Origin of the sequence: Enterobacter genomosp. O, assembly GCF_001022965.1 — a bacterium.
GTDB classification, from domain to species: domain Bacteria; phylum Pseudomonadota; class Gammaproteobacteria; order Enterobacterales; family Enterobacteriaceae; genus Enterobacter; species Enterobacter cloacae_L.
Genome location: NZ_LECZ01000020.1, coordinates 39,529 through 56,691 on the forward strand (window position 1 = coordinate 39,529; position 17,163 = coordinate 56,691).

General features: G+C 55.3%; 16 protein-coding genes. 4 read left to right on the forward strand and 12 right to left on the reverse strand.

Annotated elements, in window-relative coordinates:
• Positions 1-2: 2 nt before the first annotated feature.
• Positions 3-692 (reverse strand): LrgB family protein, encoded by a 690-nt coding sequence (locus ABR39_RS02130; RefSeq protein ID WP_047345581.1) that lies wholly within the window; start codon positions 690-692, stop codon positions 3-5.
• Positions 685-1,095 carry a CidA/LrgA family protein gene (locus tag ABR39_RS02135; protein WP_021242769.1) on the reverse strand — a complete coding sequence of 137 codons (411 nt, stop codon included), beginning with the start codon at positions 1,093-1,095 and terminating at the stop codon, positions 685-687. The genes ABR39_RS02130 and ABR39_RS02135 overlap by 8 nt, the downstream gene beginning before the upstream one ends.
• Positions 1,096-1,197: 102 nt before the next feature.
• On the opposite strand from ABR39_RS02135, the gene ABR39_RS02140 reads away from it, so the two are divergent.
• Positions 1,198-2,100 carry a LysR family transcriptional regulator gene (locus tag ABR39_RS02140; protein ID WP_047345582.1) on the forward strand — a complete coding sequence of 301 codons (903 nt, stop codon included), beginning with the start codon at positions 1,198-1,200 and terminating at the stop codon, positions 2,098-2,100.
• A gap of 61 nt (positions 2,101-2,161) precedes the next feature.
• Here the strand turns inward: ABR39_RS02140 and ABR39_RS02145 are convergent, their stop codons facing one another.
• The 4 genes from ABR39_RS02145 to soxR form a co-directional block, all read right to left on the reverse strand.
• Positions 2,162-3,808: a Na+/H+ antiporter gene (locus ABR39_RS02145; protein ID WP_023334184.1), complete on the reverse strand. Its 1,647-nt coding sequence runs from the start codon at positions 3,806-3,808 to the stop codon at positions 2,162-2,164.
• A 150-nt stretch (positions 3,809-3,958) separates the two neighbouring features.
• A complete protein-coding gene (gene ghxP / locus ABR39_RS02150; protein WP_047345583.1) occupies positions 3,959-5,308 on the reverse strand; it encodes a guanine/hypoxanthine transporter GhxP in 1,350 nt (449 codons plus the stop codon).
• Between the two features lie 295 nt (positions 5,309-5,603).
• Complete coding sequence (locus tag ABR39_RS02155; protein ID WP_047345584.1) at positions 5,604-6,275, reverse strand: glutathione S-transferase family protein; 672 nt, start codon at positions 6,273-6,275, stop codon at positions 5,604-5,606.
• Between the two features lie 368 nt (positions 6,276-6,643).
• Positions 6,644-7,102, reverse strand: coding sequence for a redox-sensitive transcriptional activator SoxR (gene soxR, locus ABR39_RS02160; protein ID WP_023331806.1), 459 nt, complete (start codon positions 7,100-7,102; stop codon positions 6,644-6,646).
• A gap of 98 nt (positions 7,103-7,200) precedes the next feature.
• On the opposite strand from soxR, the gene soxS reads away from it, so the two are divergent.
• On the forward strand, positions 7,201-7,527 hold the full coding sequence (gene soxS, locus ABR39_RS02165; protein WP_013095071.1) for a superoxide response transcriptional regulator SoxS: 327 nt from the start codon (positions 7,201-7,203) through the stop codon (positions 7,525-7,527).
• 6 nt (positions 7,528-7,533) lie between these two features.
• Here the strand turns inward: soxS and ABR39_RS02170 are convergent, their stop codons facing one another.
• Together ABR39_RS02170 and ABR39_RS02175 are read right to left on the reverse strand one after the other, a co-directional pair.
• Entirely contained in the window at positions 7,534-9,099 is a 1,566-nt protein-coding gene (locus ABR39_RS02170; RefSeq protein WP_047345585.1) for an EAL domain-containing protein, read from the reverse strand.
• Between the two features lie 339 nt (positions 9,100-9,438).
• A complete protein-coding gene (locus ABR39_RS02175; protein ID WP_047345586.1) occupies positions 9,439-10,842 on the reverse strand; it encodes a GGDEF domain-containing protein in 1,404 nt (467 codons plus the stop codon).
• Positions 10,843-11,334: 492 nt separating this feature from the next.
• Between ABR39_RS02175 and ABR39_RS02185 the strand changes: the two genes are divergently transcribed.
• Positions 11,335-11,616, forward strand: coding sequence for a YjcB family protein (locus tag ABR39_RS02185; protein ID WP_047345588.1), 282 nt, complete (start codon positions 11,335-11,337; stop codon positions 11,614-11,616).
• A 62-nt stretch (positions 11,617-11,678) separates the two neighbouring features.
• Here ABR39_RS02185 and ssb1 read toward each other — a convergent pair whose 3' ends face one another.
• Complete coding sequence (gene ssb1, locus ABR39_RS02190) at positions 11,679-12,206, reverse strand: single-stranded DNA-binding protein SSB1 (protein ID WP_047345589.1); 528 nt, start codon at positions 12,204-12,206, stop codon at positions 11,679-11,681.
• Positions 12,207-12,457: 251 nt separating this feature from the next.
• Between ssb1 and uvrA the strand changes: the two genes are divergently transcribed.
• Complete coding sequence (gene uvrA, locus ABR39_RS02195) at positions 12,458-15,280, forward strand: excinuclease ABC subunit UvrA (RefSeq protein ID WP_047345590.1); 2,823 nt, start codon at positions 12,458-12,460, stop codon at positions 15,278-15,280.
• A gap of 2 nt (positions 15,281-15,282) precedes the next feature.
• Here the strand turns inward: uvrA and ABR39_RS02200 are convergent, their stop codons facing one another.
• From ABR39_RS02200 to aphA, 3 genes are all read right to left on the reverse strand, one after another.
• Complete coding sequence (locus ABR39_RS02200) at positions 15,283-15,636, reverse strand: MmcQ/YjbR family DNA-binding protein (protein WP_047345591.1); 354 nt, start codon at positions 15,634-15,636, stop codon at positions 15,283-15,285.
• 2 nt (positions 15,637-15,638) lie between these two features.
• Positions 15,639-16,055 carry a secondary thiamine-phosphate synthase enzyme YjbQ gene (locus ABR39_RS02205; protein WP_047345592.1) on the reverse strand — a complete coding sequence of 139 codons (417 nt, stop codon included), beginning with the start codon at positions 16,053-16,055 and terminating at the stop codon, positions 15,639-15,641.
• A 113-nt stretch (positions 16,056-16,168) separates the two neighbouring features.
• Complete coding sequence (aphA, locus tag ABR39_RS02210) at positions 16,169-16,882, reverse strand: acid phosphatase AphA (RefSeq protein ID WP_047345593.1); 714 nt, start codon at positions 16,880-16,882, stop codon at positions 16,169-16,171.
• Between the last annotated feature and the right edge of the window lie 281 nt (positions 16,883-17,163).

The window sequence follows — 17,163 nt, forward strand, 5'->3', positions numbered from 1 at the left end:
GCTTAAAACATCACCCACGCCACCAGCGGTGCAATCAGCACCATCACCACGCCTGAGAGCATCATCACCAGGCTCGCGACAACGCCCTCCTGCTGACCCAGCTCATACGACCGTGCCGTGCCCGCGCCGTGCGATGCCGCACCAAACCCCGCGCCTTTCGCCATCCCTTCCCGAATTGAAAGCCGCAGAAAGAGCATATCGCCGACCGCCATCCCAAAGACGCCCGTCACCACCACAAACAGCGCCACCAGATCCGGCTGTCCGCCAAGCGGTTTCGCGGCGGCCAGCGCAAACGGCGTGGTCACCGAACGCACAGCCAGGCTGCGCTGAATTTCATCGGGCAGCGTAAACAGCCGCGCCAGCCAGACCGAGCTACAGACGGCCACCACCGTCGCGGTGACAACACCCGCGCTGAGCGACATCCAGTGGCGTTTAATAATATTCAGGTTGTCGTAAACGGGGACGGCAAAAGCGATGGTTGCCGGGCCGAGCAGCCACAGCAGCCAGTGGGATTCCCCAATATAGTTCTGCCAGGAGATATGCCCGAAGACCAGCATCAGCACCAGCAGGAGCGGCGTGAAGACCAGCGGCATCAGCGGCAGGGCATGAAAGCGGCGATACAGCCGCTTGTTGGCGAAGTAGATCCCCAGCGTCGCGATCAGGCACAGGACGCTTACCTGAAAGTTAGTCATGTTTGTGCCTGCTGATTTCAAACCGATAGACTTTATCCACCACCCAGGCGGTTGCCCCCAGCACCATCAGCGTACTCAGCGCGATGACCGCGAAGATCCGCCAGCCATCCACCATCAGCAGCTGCGCATAGTTCACCACCGCCACCACGGCAGGGACAAAGAACAGCAGCATCTCTGCCAGCAGCCAGCGCGCCCCGGCGCGTACCCAGTTAAGGGGAATAACGCGGCAGAGAATGAGCGTCAGCATCAGCAGCATCCCCACCAGGTTGGCAGGCAGCGGCAGGTGGAGCCAGCCGACAAGATATTCAGCGAAAACAAACAGTCCCGCGTAGAGCAGTACCTGAACCGGTACCTGGAGTCGTTGGACAACGGCAGGCGTAACACGGCTTAACGCCACGGCCATGGGAGTTTTCCTCAAAAATGAGACGAGGCGCCAGTATAGAGAGCGCACGGCGTGGACTGAAATGAATTAAAATCATCAAAGGTATAGTTTCGAGGAATAATCATGGACATAAGAACGCTGCGCTATTTTGTCGAAGTGGTTCGCCAGCAAAGTTTTACCCGCGCAGCGGAGAAGTTGTTTGTTACCCAGCCCACCATCAGCAAAATGCTGAAAAACCTCGAAGATGAACTGAACTGTACCCTCCTGCTCCGCGACGGTCGCAAGCTGTTGCTGACCGACACCGGACGCGTGGTGTTCGAACGCGGGCTGGCGATTCTGGCGGAGTTTCGCCAGCTGGAAGCGGAGCTGGACGATATCAACCATCTGACCAAAGGGGTGCTTCGCCTCGGCATTCCACCGATGGTGGGAATGATGATGGCCGGGCCGATTAGCCTGTTTCGCCAGCGCTATCCCGGCGTTGAGCTGAAGATTTCGGAGTTTGGTGGCTTAACCGTCCAGCAGGCCGTTACCAACGGCGAGCTCGACGTCGCCATGACCGCCCTCCCCGTTGAGGAAGAGAGCGGTCTGGCAACGCTTCCGCTCTTTAGTCACCCGCTGTGCGTGCTGGTTCCCCGCTCCGGCGACTGGCTGAAGAGAGACGCGGTGAAGCCTGAACTGCTCGGCGAGCACCCTCTGCTGATCTACAACGAAGACTTCGCCCTCAGCCGCCAGCTGATGACGCTGTTTAATCAACATAACGTGAAGCCGCGCATTGCGGTGCGCAGCGGCCAGTGGGATTTCCTGGCAGCGATGGTGCAGGCAGGCGTGGGGATTGCCATTCTGCCGCAGCCGATATGCGAGCGTCTGGATAAAAACACGCTGCGCTGGATCCCGCTGGAGAGCGACCTGCACTGGCAGCTGGGGATGATCTGGCGTGAAGGGGTCTATTTGTCGCACAGCGCCCAGGCGTGGCTGGAGTGCTGTGAGGGGTTTTGGATTTCCCCTCACCCGACCCCTCTCCCATAGGGAGAGGGAACCAATCGAGCACGTAGGCCCGGTAAGCGTAGCGCCACCGGGCAAACGCGCGTTACTGATTCTCTATCAACAACGCTTCCAGCAGATCCAGGTCGTGCAGCAGCTTTTGCAGCGTCTCGTTGCTGATCTGCCGCGTGGCGCGCAGATGGTACAGCTCGGCACGCTCTGAGCGCAGCGCCGCCAGACGGAACCGGCGTTCCAGGTTTTCCTCCTGCAGCGAGCTTTCCACATCGTTACGCCCATCGGCGCGGCGACGCAGGTTACCAATCACGCGGGAACTGACCTCTGTCAGCAGCTGATTATCGATGTTCTCTTCCGCATCCGCGGCCAGACGCTCTTCCATTTTCTGGATAGCGACAATCGCCACTTCGGCAGTGGCCGCGCGCGCAATTCGCTCCTCTTTGTGCTGCTGGGTCGAATCACCCGCGTCGATGTGCTGCAGCAAAATCGGCAGCATAATCACGCCGACAAACAGGGAGAACAGAATCACGCCCGCCGCCAGGAACACCAGCTCGTAGCGCGCCGGGAAGACATCGCCCGTAGGCAGCAGCAGCGGAATAGAGAGCACACCGGCAAGGGTGATTGCCCCGCGTACGCCGGCAAAAGAGGCAATCAGCAGCTCACGCGTTGTCCACGAGCCGAATTCCATCGGCTTTTTCTTCAGGAAGCGTACGCTGAAGTTTTTCATCGTCCACAGCCAGCCGAAACGCACCAGCATCAGCGCCAGGTAGATCAGCACGACGTCGGTAAACAGCATCCAGACCTCAACGTTCGGGTCCGCTTCGGCCGCCACCAGCGAGGATTCCATAATGCCCGGCAGCTGCAGGCCTAGCAGCAGGAACACCATGCCGTTAAAGACAAATTCCAGCATTGCCCAGGTGCTGTTGGCACGCAGGCGCATGGCCAGCGGCGCGCGGCGCATTACGCCGGAGCGGGTGATGGTCATCCCTGCCGCAACCGCCGCCAGGATGCCCGACACGCCAATATGTTCGGCGATCAGATAGGAGGCAAACGGCAGAAGGAACAGCAGTACGATCTGCGTAGCGGGTTCATCGCCGCCCCAGCGGCTGAGGAAGCGCAGCGAGCGGCCGTACAGCCAGCTCACCACGAAGCCCGCCAGGATACCACCAATGGCCACCTTAAAGAATTCCAGGGTCGCGCCGCCGACGGTAAAGACCATCGTGCCCATCGCAACGGCCACGGCAAATTTCAGGGCGACCAGGCCGGAGGCGTCATTCATCAGCGCCTCACCCTGTAAAATCCCCATGATTTTCTTCGGAATACGGCCTTCACCCACAATGCCGGACAGCGCCACGGCATCGGTTGGCGACAGCACGGCGGCTAGCGCAAAGGCCGGTATTAACGGGATGCCCGGTACGGCCCAGTAGATGAGAAAACCAATCCCAACCACGGTGACCACCACCAGCGCCAGCGCCAGGCCGAAGATCTCTCGCCCGTGCTCAAGGAACTCGCGCGTGGGGGTTTTCCAGCCATCGGCAAACAGCAGCGGCGGGATAAACAGCACGAGGAACAGTTCCGGGTCGAACTCAACGTGCAGGCCAAACGTCGGCCACGCCAGCAGCGCGCCGATGGCAATTTGCATTAATGGCAGGGGGACCTGAAAGGGCAGTACGCGTGTAACCACCCCGGATAGCGAGACCACAAGGGTCATGATGAGTATTGTGAAGAAGATTTCCATGCGTTCCCTGTTTGCTGTGTTGCTTATGTACTACGGAAGGCGTCGTGCCTTTTATTCTATCTTCCCCAGAGTAACGTAAAAGGCAACAGGATGAGTCCGGAAAATAAAAACGGGCGGCCTGAGCCACCCGTTTTCGCATCAAAGGACAATTTAGATTGCCCAGCCGCCCGCGTAGAACGCCACCAGCGCAACGGCGATGACCACGGTGCCGACGTTCAGCTTGCGCCACTCACCGGAGACCAGACGACCAATCACCAGCGACGCGAAGCCGATCATAATGCCGGTAACGATGTTACAGGTCAGCACGATAAAGACCGCGGTAATCAGGCCAGACATGGCGTCCACGAAATCCGCAAAGTCGATTTTCGCCACGTTGCTCAGCATCAGCAGGCCAACGTACATCAGCGCCGGTGCGGTCGCGTACGCCGGAACCAGGTAGGAGAGCGGAGAGAGGAACAGGATCAGCATGAACAGCACGCCGACGGTGATCGCCGTCAGGCCGGTTTTACCGCCTGCCGCCGTACCCGCTGCGGACTCGATGTACACTGCCGCAGGCGCCGCGCCCACCAGGCCAGAGAAGACGCTGCTCAGGGAGTCGGTGGTCAGCGCTTTGCCGCCATCAATAATCTGACCATCTTTATCCAGCAGGTTTGCCTGACCCGCGACCGCACGAATGGTGCCCGTCGCGTCAAATACAGCGGTCATCACCAGCGCCAGCACGCTTGGCAGGATCACCGGGTTCAGCGCGCCGACGATATCCAGGCTGCCAATCAGGGAGTTACCCTTGTCATCGCTCAGCGACGGCATAGCGAAAATACCGGAGAAGTGGACGTTCGGATCGAAAATCAGGCCGACGATGGAAACGCCGATAATCGTCAGCAGAATGCCGCCCGGGACTTTCAGTTTTTCCAGACCGATAATCACCGCCAGGCCGATCAGCGACATGATCACCGGGAAGCTGGCGAAATGACCCAGCGCCACCGGCAGACCTTCCAGCGGGTTCTTGATGACCAGACCGACGCCGTTAGCGGCGATCAGCAGCAGGAACAGGCCGATGCCGATACCGGTACCGTGCGCCACGCCCTGCGGCAGGTTGCGCAAAATCCAGCTACGGATGCCGGTCGCTGAAATAACGGTAAACAGCACCCCCATCAGGAACACGGCGCCCAGCGCAACCGGTACGCTGATGTGCTGGCCCAGCACCAGGCTGAACGCGGTAAAGGCGGTCAGGGAGATAGCGCAACCAATCGCCAGCGGCAGGTTCGCCCACAGGCCCATCACGATAGAGCCCACGCCGGCAACCAGGCAGGTCGCCACAAAGACGGCCGCTGGCGGGAAGCCCGCTTTGCCCAGCATGCCCGGCACAACGATGACGGAGTAAACCATCGCCAGAAACGTTGTCAGACCGGCAACGATTTCCTGGCGCACGGTGCTGCCGCGAGCCGAAATTTTAAACATGGCGTCAAGTGAACCGCCAGTACGCGCAGATGGCGTAGACATAGAAAACATCCCCTGAGAGTTTTTTAGGAAGTTCGTAAGCGAGGTGGAGACGCCACTGCCAGCTAAACGTCAAATCCTTGTGTTGCGTTTGCGACGAAAGGGCGTCACAAAAAAAAGCAAACGTTTAGCTCCGCACTTACAAACGGGTGGTCAAATTAAGGCAAACGATTATCTAGCCTAATACCCGCCCTTTTCAACTGAACTTTATCGTTTTTCGCTAAAATCCGCTTATGACGCTGAAGAAATAAACAGAGGATGCGCAAACGTTATCGTCTATGCGCAATTTGTTTACATTTCAATCCTCACCCGGGATAGATAACGGGCCACCCTGTTGCAGCGTTTTTTGCCAGCCAGGGCTGTTCTCAACCTTTGTCTTCCACGCCTGAATATGCGGCAGATTAGCAATACCGCCGCGTGCCAGCAGGGCAAAAATCGGGAAGCTCATCTGAATGTCGGCCATGCTGAGCGTATTCCCGGCAAACCAGCTGTTTTCAGCAAGATGTGATTCAATAAAGCGCGCATGGGTTTCCAGCTGACGGTTGAGATACGCTTTCTGCACCCCCTGCCCCAGCGCTTTGCCCAGGGTTCTGATACCAAACGGCACGGGTGGCTTACCGAGGCTATTGAAAACCAGCTTCATTAACAGCAGCGGCATCAGCGATCCTTCAGCGTAATGCAGCCAGAAGCGGTACTGCACCTTATGTGCCGGATCTAACGGCTTAAGCCGTGACTCGGCATCGTACGTTTCCTGCAGGTACTCCAGAATAGCGCCTGACTCCGCAAGGATCAGTCCGTTATCTTCGATGACCGGTGATTTGCCCAGCGGATGCACTTTTTTGAGTGACTCAGGCGCCAGCATGTTCTTTTCGCGCTGGTAGTGAACAATCTCATAAGGCAGGGCGAGTTCTTCCAGCGCCCAAATCACGCGGTGCGAACGAGACTGGTTGAGGTGGTGTACCGTGAGCATGGTTTTCTCCTGTTATTCATACTTTTTAACTATAGAAAATCGAACAACACCGCGAAAAAATTTCGTCTAAAAAAGGGCGAGCGCGGCTGGCGAAAAAACGGGACTTGCATAGAATTAAAGTGTCAGCACAATCCGGAACCTCCCCAACCCGCTCGACATGAGGGGTGCTGACGTCGGGGGAAACCCTCCCGTGAACCAGCGGGATAGAGTGAAAGACAAAGACCGGGAAAAACTAAAGCGCCCTTATGTGGCGCTTTAGTTCTTTATTATGCTTTTTGCCGGGTGACGCTTCGCTTACCCGGCCTACGTTCTCGGTTTTGTAGGCCGGGTAAGGCGCAGCCGCCACCCGGCAAACAGGCCGCAAAGACTCAATCCTCTTCCAGCAACCGCGCCCCTGTCCCCTGCTCGCCCAGCCGGTCTCCCGGGTTACGCAGCGGACAATCGCTACGGGACAAACAGCCGCAGCCAATACAGCCATCCAGTTCGTCACGCAGGGCAACCAGCGTATGGATACGCCTGTCCAGCTCTTCACGCCACTGGGATGACAGCTCCTTCCACTCTTTCGGGCTCAGCGTATGCCCTTCCGGCAGCACGCCAAAGGCTTCGCCAATGGTGGCCAGGGGAATTCCGATTCGCTGCGCAATTTTGATAATCGCTACGTAGCGGAGCACGTCGCGGGTGTAGCGACGTTGGTTTCCCCCGTTACGGATGCTCTTGATTAACCCTTTGCTTTCATAGAAGTGGAGAGCCGACACGGCAACGCCGCTTCGCTTTGCCACTTCACCGGGGGTTAATAGCGCTTTAATTCGCGGCAATCTCTTTTCCATAAAACCTCTTTACCTCAAGTTAACTTGAGGAATTATACTCCCCCGCAGAGAAAACGACGAATTAACCGAGATAGTTGTATCTACAGAGGGGCAACCTTATGTCGCATCAGCAGATTATTCAGACACTTATTGAATGGATTGATGAACATATCGACCAACCGTTAAACATTGATGTGGTCGCGAAAAAGTCGGGCTATTCGAAATGGTATTTACAGAGAATGTTCCGCACGGTTATGCATCAGACGCTGGGGGAGTACATTCGTCAGCGCAGGCTGTTGCTGGCTGCGCAGGCGTTACGCTCAACGCAGCGGCCGATTTTTGATATCGCGATGGATCTTGGCTATGTGTCACAACAGACCTTTTCCCGCGTGTTTCGCCGCGAGTTTGACCGCACGCCGAGCGATTATCGCCACCAGCTGAATTAACCGCTCTCAGTGCAAAGGTTGCTGCTGCCAGGTCATAAATTCCTGGGGCGGCATCGCTTTCGCGAAGTGCCATCCCTGACAATACTGGACGCCGCGCTTCAACAGCCAGCTTACCTGCTCTGCCGTCTCTACCCCTTCCGCAATGGTTTTCAGCCGCAGGCTCTGAGCCATCTCGATAATATGCTCGGCGATCAGGTGGCTGGTACTGTTGGTCGTTAAGGTATCGATAAACGATTTATCGATTTTCAGAATATCGACATTCAGGGAGTAGAGGTTGTGCAGGTTTGAGTAACCGGTACCGAAGTCATCGATCGCGACTTCATAACCCGCCTGACGGAAAGCCTGAATCACCGGCGTGGTTTTCGGCACATCGATAAAACCACGTTCCGTCACCTCTATTTTGATTTGCTGCGCGCGGACGGCGTAGTGGCGGGCCTTGTCAGAAATCATGGCAATCAGCCGCGAGGAGTGGAAATCCGTGGCCGACAGGTTGACCGAAATATAGAGATGCGGATGCTCGGCCAGGAAATGGCCCAAATCGCTGAACACCTCCTCAACGACATAGTCCGTAATCCGCTCGCTCATGCCCTCTTTTTCAGCCAGCGGAATAAACTCGGCCGGGCTCATCACCTGCCCGTTAAAACCGGGCCAGCGTAACAATGCCTCCGCGCCCACACACTGATTATTCTTGATATCAATAATCGGCTGATAGTGAACGCAAAGCTGACGTTTGTTCAGCGCCCGGTGCAGCAGGCGCCCCGGCGAATTAAGCTCGCGATGGGTCCGGGACCAGACCAGTAAAATAATAATGCTGCAGATCATACCCAGCGGCAGCGTTAACGTCGCCTGATGATAAAGCGTTTCATAAAAGCGTTTATTCGATGTCGACACAATAGCCGCGATAGGTCTTTTGGGCGATTTTACGACCGTATAAAAGCGGTTATCTTTTTGAAATACCGATTCCTTATCCCGAATCATCGAATTTAATAAAGAAATATTGGCTTTCGGGCTGACGGAAAAGAACGCATTGGTTACCGTGTCGTACACTCCCCACGAGAGAGAATGATCTGCGGACATGACTTCGCTGTATGAAAGCGGATTGACGACCACCACATAATTTCCACGCTGCATATATGTCATTTTATAGCCAGTATAAAATGGGGTATCGCGATAATAATAGATAGCGACGTCAGGTTTGCGCGTGTAATTAGCGACGGGAATGGCGTAAGGTTGATCCGGTGTAAAAACGGTCGAACAAAGAAAATTCTGACCTTCCGCATAAATTAAATCGGCAACAAACAGCCGGCCACGAACAACGTTCAACATATATTGACGGTGTCCCGGCGTACAACGCTCACCCTGATATTTCTCAGCCTCGTCGCGGGCCAGATCAACCTGCTGAATAACCAGCTCGGTCTTGTCTAAAGCCAGTTCAGCAAATGTGCGTAGCTGGGCGCTTGTTTCAGATACGGCTCTAAGCTGGGCAAACCATAGCGCAAGCATCACCGGCAGCATAACTACCATGATGATCCCTACCACCCTGAGCATCTTGCGCCGCGCGCTACGATTCATTTCCCGCCCTATATCCCTGCATGTTGTACGCCTGTAGTAATGAAGGCCGGATGCTTTGTTAAACAGGTGATTACGTTGCATGAATCATGCGAAGTTAGCAACTGACTTTTAGTATTAAAAATCTTAAATTTCGTTATGACGATAATATTTTCCCGTAAGTGAAACTGTAAGTATTCGTTCCGTTTCAATTAAGGAAAATAATTATCCAGCCCGCAAGGGCGGTGGGAAGATAACACAACAGACGATCGTTGATTAAGCCAAACTTGTGACAGTGCGAAAAAAGCACAGCGTTGCTGTGACATTTCACGCTATTTGTTCGGGCGTATTTTGTTCGTTGATTTATAAATAATCAGCCGCCACTACCGTTTTTCCTCGCCCCGTATGCTTGGCTTCATATAATGCTTTATCGGCGCGCCTCAGTAAGGCTGAAGAATCCCGCTGTTTCCCGCAGACTTCCACGACCCCGGCACTAAACGACAGCGACAGTTTTCTCTCACCCACGATCAGCGGGTTGGTTTCCAGAACGGTACGTAGCCTGGCGGACAGGCGCGCAGCGCCATTGCCGTCAGTTTGCGCCAGCAGGAGTAAAAACTCTTCGCCTCCCACACGCCCTAATGCTGAGTCTGAGGGGGCTAGCTCGCGGACAGAATTACAGAAGTGAATAAGCGCCGCATCGCCCACCGGATGTCCCCATTCATCGTTGATCTGCTTGAAAAAATCCAGATCAAACATCAGGACACAAAAATGGCTGTTAACCTCCTGCCCGGCACTGGCCGCCAGCGCATGCTCCAGCTGCTGCAAAATCGCCGAACGGTTGAAGCAGCCGGTAAGATCGTCAGTGGTGGCTTTTACCTCCAGCTGCTGCTCGGCTTTTTTCCGCTCGGTAATATCCAGCCCAATATTAAGGATGGAGTTGTCCGGCAACAGAATATTCGACCACAGTACCGTCAACGGGGTGCCGTCTTTACGTAGCGGATGCCACTCATACATATCCTTAAGCGGTGAGACATTGACCGACTCTCTTACCCGCCGCCGCTCTTCGGGGTCGGGATAAAACAGCGAAAGCGGATCGGCATGTTCAGCGATCTCCGCCATCGTCCAGCCGAACACTTTTTCACATTCGGCATTCCACAGCACGCAGCGGTTAAATTTGTCGAAAGAGTTCATTAAAACCGGGGCGCGTTCAAAGAGGGTTTTATATTGCGTCACGACGCGCTGCATTTCCTGCGCGGTTTTTTCACGGGCAATAATTTCCGCAAAATAGTCTTTTAATTTTTCGACCAGCACTACAACGATATTTTTCAGAATCGGCAGAGAATAGAGTCTTTCATTAAATGCTAAAAAGAAATAGCCGCTGCAGCGCCAGTTATGGGTTGAAAGCTTGCACAGCACGCCACTTTGCAGTTGCGCATAGCCGGGATGCTGAGGAGGAAATAGCGCGCGGCCAATATTCTCTTTCCAGTAGACCACTCGCCACGATCGATGGTGCCGCTGGAGAAGAGTATCCGCAAGGAAATCGGCCACCTCGAAGGAATGGCAAGTCATCTCCCCGGCGCAGACCACGCGCTGCAGCCCGTCATCCCCGTTAACGCTTACCCAGGCAAGACTAGCTCCCAGCGTGCGGCTGATGGTTTCCAGCATTTCGGCCAGAGAACATTGAGCATGAAGCTGGGGCATCAGTTTTGCCAGCGCATGCAGCGCCTGCATGCTGTCATTAACAATCTCACGTCGGTTTTCTTTCATTTTTTTTCGCTGATTATCAGGCGATAAACCGGACGCAACTTTCTTCAGATTCGAAAAATCGACAAACCAACGCGGCAGGCTGAGTCTCAGCGCGGCGAATTAAAAACAACGTTGTGTGTAATTAAAGAGGTACAAATCAATAAAAAAACAATAAAATTCAAAAACCTGAAAGGTTAGCTGCGAGTAAAATTAATTGTCCACTCAAGCATAAGCCATAGGAATATTGCTGTAAACGTTGTACATGACGCGCGCTTTTGCATCAGTTTTGCTATCTCAATGAATTCATTATAAAGAACATGGGAAAAGGGGAGCTTAGCCTGCAAAGATATATTTTGCTCAGGCACGCAATGATAACAGGTAGCGATAAAACAGCCGTTTTTCATCATCCCGGGACTGGCGAATAAAACAGCGATCGTGATATAGTTCACAAATCTTATGTAACGAAAAAATTCTGTTTCATTCAGTTCGTCTGTTTTGTAGAGGATGGGTTTTATGGCAACCATTACTACCAGCATGGTTCTTCTGCGCTGGCCTTTGTTGAGTGCGGTGCTGATGTTTTTAGCCAGCACGCTGAACATCCAGTTTCGTAAATCTGACTACGCGGGCCTTGCTGTTATCAGCACGCTGTTGGGGCTGGGTGCGGCCTGCTGGTTTGCCACGGGTCTGCTTGGCATTACCCTGCTGGATATGAGCGCCGTCTGGGAAAATATCAAAGTAGTGATGGTTGAGGCAATGAGCCATACGCCACCGGACTGGCCGATGGTGATTACCTGATCCCTTCCGGCATAAAAAAACCCAGACCATAGTCTGGGTTTTTTGTTTTTACGCGCTGGATATCAGAACGGAATGTCGTCGTCGAAGTCCATTGGCGGTTCGTTAGACGGTGCTGGCGCAGACTGCTGCTGCGGACGAGACTGCGCGCCGCCGCTGAACTGGTTGCCGCCCTGTGGCTGCTGAGGCTGACCCCAACCGCCCTGCTGCTGGCCGCCACCTGCTGGTGCCGCGCCACCGCCCTGACGGCCACCCAGCATCTGCATGGTGCCACCGACGTTAACCACGACTTCAGTGGTGTACTTTTCAGCACCGGACTGATCGGTCCATTTGCGGGTACGCAGCTGGCCTTCGATATAGACCTGAGAACCTTTACGCAGATATTCACCGGCCACTTCCGCCAGTTTGCCAAACAGCACAACGCGGTGCCATTCGGTCTGCTCTTTCATCTCACCGGTCGCTTTATCACGCCAGGATTCGGAAGTAGCCAGCGTAATGTTGGCAACTGCGCCACCACTCGGCATGTAGCGTACTTCCGGGTCCTGGCCCAGATTACCGACGAGAATCACCTTGTTTACGCCTCTGCTGGCCATGTTCGTGTCTCCTGAATACGTTTCTTAATAGTGTAAACGCGCGAGTGTACCATTTCCACGCGTCAATTTGCATAGTTGCGTAGCAGGTTCAGAAATCTCCCGCGAACTCGACATTGTTACACAGCCAATCGGAAAATGCATTCCAATACTGTATATTCAAACAGGTCAAATTGTGTCATAATTAGCCGTTTCTGACAGCCGTTTGTCCTTCAAACAAACCAGGCAATCCGTGTTCCAACCGGGAAAGGTGAATGGATAAGATCGAAGTTCGGGGCGCCCGCACCCACAATCTCAAGAATATCAACCTCATAATCCCTCGCGACAAGCTCATTGTCGTGACCGGGCTTTCGGGGTCTGGCAAATCCTCACTGGCTTTCGACACTTTGTATGCCGAAGGACAGCGTCGTTACGTTGAATCACTCTCTGCGTACGCGCGTCAGTTCCTGTCGCTGATGGAAAAACCGGATGTCGACCACATTGAAGGGTTGTCCCCTGCTATCTCTATTGAGCAGAAGTCCACCTCGCACAACCCGCGTTCAACGGTCGGTACCATCACCGAAATTCATGACTACCTGCGTCTGCTGTATGCCCGCGTGGGCGAGCCGCGCTGCCCGGACCACGACGTCCCGCTGGCAGCACAGACCGTGAGCCAGATGGTGGATAACGTGCTGTCGCAGCCGGAAGGCAAACGCCTGATGCTGCTGGCGCCAATCATTAAAGAGCGTAAGGGCGAGCACACCAAAACGCTGGAAAACCTCGCAAGCCAGGGTTATATCCGCGCCCGTATCGACGGCGAGGTGTGTGACCTGTCCGATCCGCCAAAGCTGGAGCTGCAGAAGAAGCACACTATTGAAGTGGTGATTGACCGCTTTAAGGTGCGTGACGATCTCGCCACACGCCTGGCGGAATCCTTCGAGACGGCGCTGGAACTCTCCGGCGGCACCGCCGTGGTCTCCGACATGGACGACCCAAAAGCGGAAGAGCTGCTCTTTTCCGCCAACTTTGCCTGCCCGATTTGCGGCTACAGCATGCGCGAGCTGGAACCGCGCCTGTTCTCGTTCAACAACCCGGCGGGCGCGTGCCCAACGTGTGACGGCCTGGGCGTGCAGCAGTATTTTGACCCTGACCGTGTGATCCAGAATCCGGAGCTTTCCCTGGCAGGCGGCGCGATCCGCGGCTGGGATAAGCGTAACTTCTACTACTTCCAGATGCTTAAATCTCTGGCAGAGCACTATAAGTTCGACGTGGAAGCCCCGTGGGCCAGCCTGAGCCCGAACGTGCACAAAGTGATCCTGTTCGGTTCCGGCAAAGAGAACATCGAGTTCAAGTACATGAACGATCGCGGCGATACCTCCGTGCGTCGCCACCCGTTCGAAGGGGTGCTGCACAATATGGAGCGCCGCTACAAAGAGACCGAATCCAGCGCGGTGCGCGAAGAGCTGGCAAAATTCATCAGCAACCGCTCCTGCGCCACCTGCGAGGGCACGCGTCTGCGTCGCGAAGCGCGCCACGTGTTTGTGGAAAACACGGCGCTGCCGACCATCTCAGACATGAGCATTGGCCACGCGATGGACTTTTTTAACAACCTGAAGCTGTCCGGTCAGCGCGCCAAAATTGCCGAAAAAGTGCTGAAAGAGATTGGCGATCGCCTGAAGTTCCTGGTTAACGTCGGCCTGAACTACCTGACGCTTTCCCGCTCGGCGGAAACGCTCTCCGGCGGCGAAGCCCAGCGTATCCGTCTGGCAAGCCAGATTGGCGCAGGCCTGGTAGGCGTCATGTACGTGCTGGATGAGCCGTCCATCGGCCTGCACCAGCGCGACAACGAGCGTCTGCTCGGCACCCTGGTTCACCTGCGCAACCTCGGTAACACGGTGATTGTGGTTGAGCACGATGAAGACGCGATCCGCGCCGCAGACCACGTGATCGACATTGGTCCTGGCGCAGGCGTACACGGCGGTCAGGTGGTCGCGGAAGGTACGCTGAAAGACATTATGGCGGTGCCAGAATCCCTCACCGGCCAGTACATGAGCGGCAAGCGCAAAATTGAGGTACCGAAGCAGCGCGTGGCAGCGGATCCGGAAAAAGTGCTGAAGCTGACCGGCGCGCGCGGCAACAACCTGAAAGACGTCACCCTGACGCTGCCGGTTGGCCTGTTTACCTGTATTACCGGCGTGTCCGGTTCCGGTAAATCGACGCTGATCAACGATACCCTGTTCCCGATTGCGCAGACGGCGCTCAACGGCGCGACGCTCGCCGAACCGGCACCGTACCGCGACATTCAGGGGCTGGAGCATTTCGATAAGGTTATCGACATCGACCAGAGCCCGATTGGCCGTACCCCGCGCTCTAACCCGGCGACCTATACCGGCGTCTTTACGCCCGTACGTGAACTCTTTGCTGGCGTACCGGAATCACGTTCACGCGGGTACACGCCTGGACGCTTCAGCTTCAACGTGCGTGGCGGGCGCTGTGAAGCCTGCCAGGGCGACGGCGTGATCAAGGTGGAGATGCACTTCCTGCCGGATATCTACGTGCCGTGCGACCAGTGCAAGGGCAAGCGCTATAACCGTGAAACGCTGGAGATTAAGTACAAAGGCAAGACCATTCACGAAGTGCTGGACATGACCATCGAAGAGGCGCGCGAGTTCTTTGACGCCGTCCCTGCGCTGGCGCGCAAGCTGCAGACGCTGATGGACGTCGGTCTGACCTACATTCGTCTGGGCCAGTCCGCCACCACGCTGTCAGGCGGTGAAGCGCAGCGCGTGAAGCTGGCGCGTGAGCTCTCCAAACGCGGCACCGGCCAGACGCTGTATATTCTGGATGAGCCGACCACCGGTCTGCACTTTGCCGATATTCAGCAGCTGCTTGAGGTTCTGCATCAGCTCCGCGATCAGGGCAATACCATCGTGGTCATCGAACACAACCTGGACGTGATTAAAACCGCGGACTGGATTGTCGATCTCGGCCCGGAAGGCGGCAGCGGCGGCGGTGAAATCCTCGTCTCCGGGACGCCAGAGACCGTTGCAGAGTGCGAAGCCTCGCACACCGCACGCTTCCTCAAACCTTTGCTGTAACGTCACACGGAGAGTTGCTGTCGGGTCGCTTCCGGCAGCAACTCAACCGCCTGCTTATAAGACGCATCGACCAGATAGTAAATTTGCGAGCCTGGCAGCGACCCGTCAAGATAGACGGTGCTCCAGTGGGCTTTATTGAGATGCTGGCTTGGCCGGACATCATGGTGCTGCTGTCGTAACAAATCGGCCAGTTCCGGGCTGGTTTTCAGCGATGCCGCCGGACGCCCCTCAACCTCTTTCACCATCGCAAACAGCACGTCCCCCACTTTTATCTGCGTGGCTTTCCAGTCGCTATGAACGCTCTGCTCCGCGCCCGGTTTATTCATGCAGTACTGAAGTAGCTCCGAAATTGTCATCTTTATTCCCCTTGTAGCGTGGCGATAATTTTACGCGAACCACCGTGAATGCGATGCTCTCCCAGCCAAATCCCCTGCCATGTTCCCAGCAATAGCTGCCCATTGCGTACCGGCAGCATCAGCGATACGCCCAGCAGAGAAGATTTGATGTGCGAAGGCATGTCATCGTCGCCCTCATAATCATGCTCGTAAGGTGCGTTGTCCGGGACGGCCTTCAGAAAATGGTGCTCCATGTCAGACCGGACGGTGGGATCGCAATTTTCATTAAGCGTGAGAGAGGCAGACGTGTGCTGAAGCAGCAGATGCAGCAAACCCGTTTTAACCCGCGACAGGTCGCGGATCTGCCCGATGACTTCGTCCGTCACCAGGTGAAATCCGCGTGGTTTAGCGCTTAAGGTCAGGGTCTGTTGATACCACATGTGCTGCTCCGTAATGAAAGATGAATCTTTCTAAGTGTGCAGCAAGAAGGCGAAAGGTAAAACCCGCCGCGACGAGATTTGCTTAAAAAAGAGTCAAACTCGCCGCCTGCAGTTTAATACTCAGAGTTCACAATGACCTCTTCGCCAAACTTTCCGGCCATCGGCAGCGGTCGATACGTCGAGTTAGAGGCACGCAGTACCCTGATTCCTCTGACACCGACATCATGCGCGGCAGTGATGTCATTATCTGAATCACCGTAGAACACTTTGATATTTTTCTTTTCCAGCCACTGGGTTTTGGTGTTTTGCCCTTCTTTGTCACCCGCAAAAATCACCGGGTTCATGCTGGTCGCCGGGATCAGGAAATCGTCCTGCAGCGTTTTAGAGACGGTTTCGGTTTTAGTCTCGCTGCGTCCGGTAACGAAGTAAATGCTGTCACCGCGCTTCACGTGCATAGCGATAAGCGCGCGGGCCACCTCTTTCGGGATGCTGAACTCGTCCCAGCCGTTGTTCATTTTTTCCCAGAATTCCGGGTTCTTCAGATACGCTTCGCTGTCGGGCGAATACATTTTTTTGCCGCGCCAGAAGCCAGGGCTGGAGAAGAGAACGGTATCGTCAATGTCGAAGCCCACGGCCATTGGCGGGCGTCCCATCAGGCTGTTTTCGATTTGGGCCACGGAAACCCAGTGAATGGGTGCCTGCTCGGCAAGGATCGCGGCGGTGGTGCCGGTGTAAAGCGGCGTGGGTGCAGAAGCACGCGCGACGACAGCACTGTTAAGCGAGAACAATAAGCAGGCGGCGCTGAGCGCCAGTGTGATCTTGCGCATATTTTCCCCTGAATATTCAGTTTGTTATCGTTTTATTTTGAGCGACTGGTCAAAAAACTCTCCGACCATAACCCCAGCGGGAGATGAAGGGAAGGAGTTTTTACTTATGAGGCTGAATAAAAAGAAGAAGATCACAAAAGGCCGGGCAACCTTTTTGTGCGGCCTGATGTCCTCACCCCAACCCTCTCCCACAGGGAGAGGGAGAACATCCAGCCCGTAGGCCCGATAAGCAAAGCGCCACCGGGCAAGATCCTTTGCGGCCTGATGCCCTCACCCCAGCC

What these genes read in the sequence shown, in the direction of transcription:
- ABR39_RS02185 (WP_047345588.1), top strand. Translation starts at nt 11,335, where the DNA reads ATGGCAACCATTACTACCAGCATGGTTCTTCTGCGCTGGCCTTTGTTG.
- ghxP (WP_047345583.1), bottom strand. Translation starts at nt 5,308, where the DNA reads ATGTCTACGCCATCTGCGCGTACTGGCGGTTCACTTGACGCCATGTTT.
- ABR39_RS02205 (WP_047345592.1), bottom strand. Translation starts at nt 16,055, where the DNA reads ATGTGGTATCAACAGACCCTGACCTTAAGCGCTAAACCACGCGGATTT.
- ABR39_RS02140 (WP_047345582.1), top strand. Translation starts at nt 1,198, where the DNA reads ATGGACATAAGAACGCTGCGCTATTTTGTCGAAGTGGTTCGCCAGCAA.
- ABR39_RS02145 (WP_023334184.1), bottom strand. Translation starts at nt 3,808, where the DNA reads ATGGAAATCTTCTTCACAATACTCATCATGACCCTTGTGGTCTCGCTA.
- ABR39_RS02175 (WP_047345586.1), bottom strand. Translation starts at nt 10,842, where the DNA reads ATGAAAGAAAACCGACGTGAGATTGTTAATGACAGCATGCAGGCGCTG.
- ABR39_RS02155 (WP_047345584.1), bottom strand. Translation starts at nt 6,275, where the DNA reads ATGCTCACGGTACACCACCTCAACCAGTCTCGTTCGCACCGCGTGATT.
- uvrA (WP_047345590.1), top strand. Translation starts at nt 12,458, where the DNA reads ATGGATAAGATCGAAGTTCGGGGCGCCCGCACCCACAATCTCAAGAAT.
- ABR39_RS02170 (WP_047345585.1), bottom strand. Translation starts at nt 9,099, where the DNA reads ATGAATCGTAGCGCGCGGCGCAAGATGCTCAGGGTGGTAGGGATCATC.
- ssb1 (WP_047345589.1), bottom strand. Translation starts at nt 12,206, where the DNA reads ATGGCCAGCAGAGGCGTAAACAAGGTGATTCTCGTCGGTAATCTGGGC.
- aphA (WP_047345593.1), bottom strand. Translation starts at nt 16,882, where the DNA reads ATGCGCAAGATCACACTGGCGCTCAGCGCCGCCTGCTTATTGTTCTCG.
- ABR39_RS02135 (WP_021242769.1), bottom strand. Translation starts at nt 1,095, where the DNA reads ATGGCCGTGGCGTTAAGCCGTGTTACGCCTGCCGTTGTCCAACGACTC.
- ABR39_RS02200 (WP_047345591.1), bottom strand. Translation starts at nt 15,636, where the DNA reads ATGACAATTTCGGAGCTACTTCAGTACTGCATGAATAAACCGGGCGCG.
- soxR (WP_023331806.1), bottom strand. Translation starts at nt 7,102, where the DNA reads ATGGAAAAGAGATTGCCGCGAATTAAAGCGCTATTAACCCCCGGTGAA.
- ABR39_RS02130 (WP_047345581.1), bottom strand. Translation starts at nt 692, where the DNA reads ATGACTAACTTTCAGGTAAGCGTCCTGTGCCTGATCGCGACGCTGGGG.
- soxS (WP_013095071.1), top strand. Translation starts at nt 7,201, where the DNA reads ATGTCGCATCAGCAGATTATTCAGACACTTATTGAATGGATTGATGAA.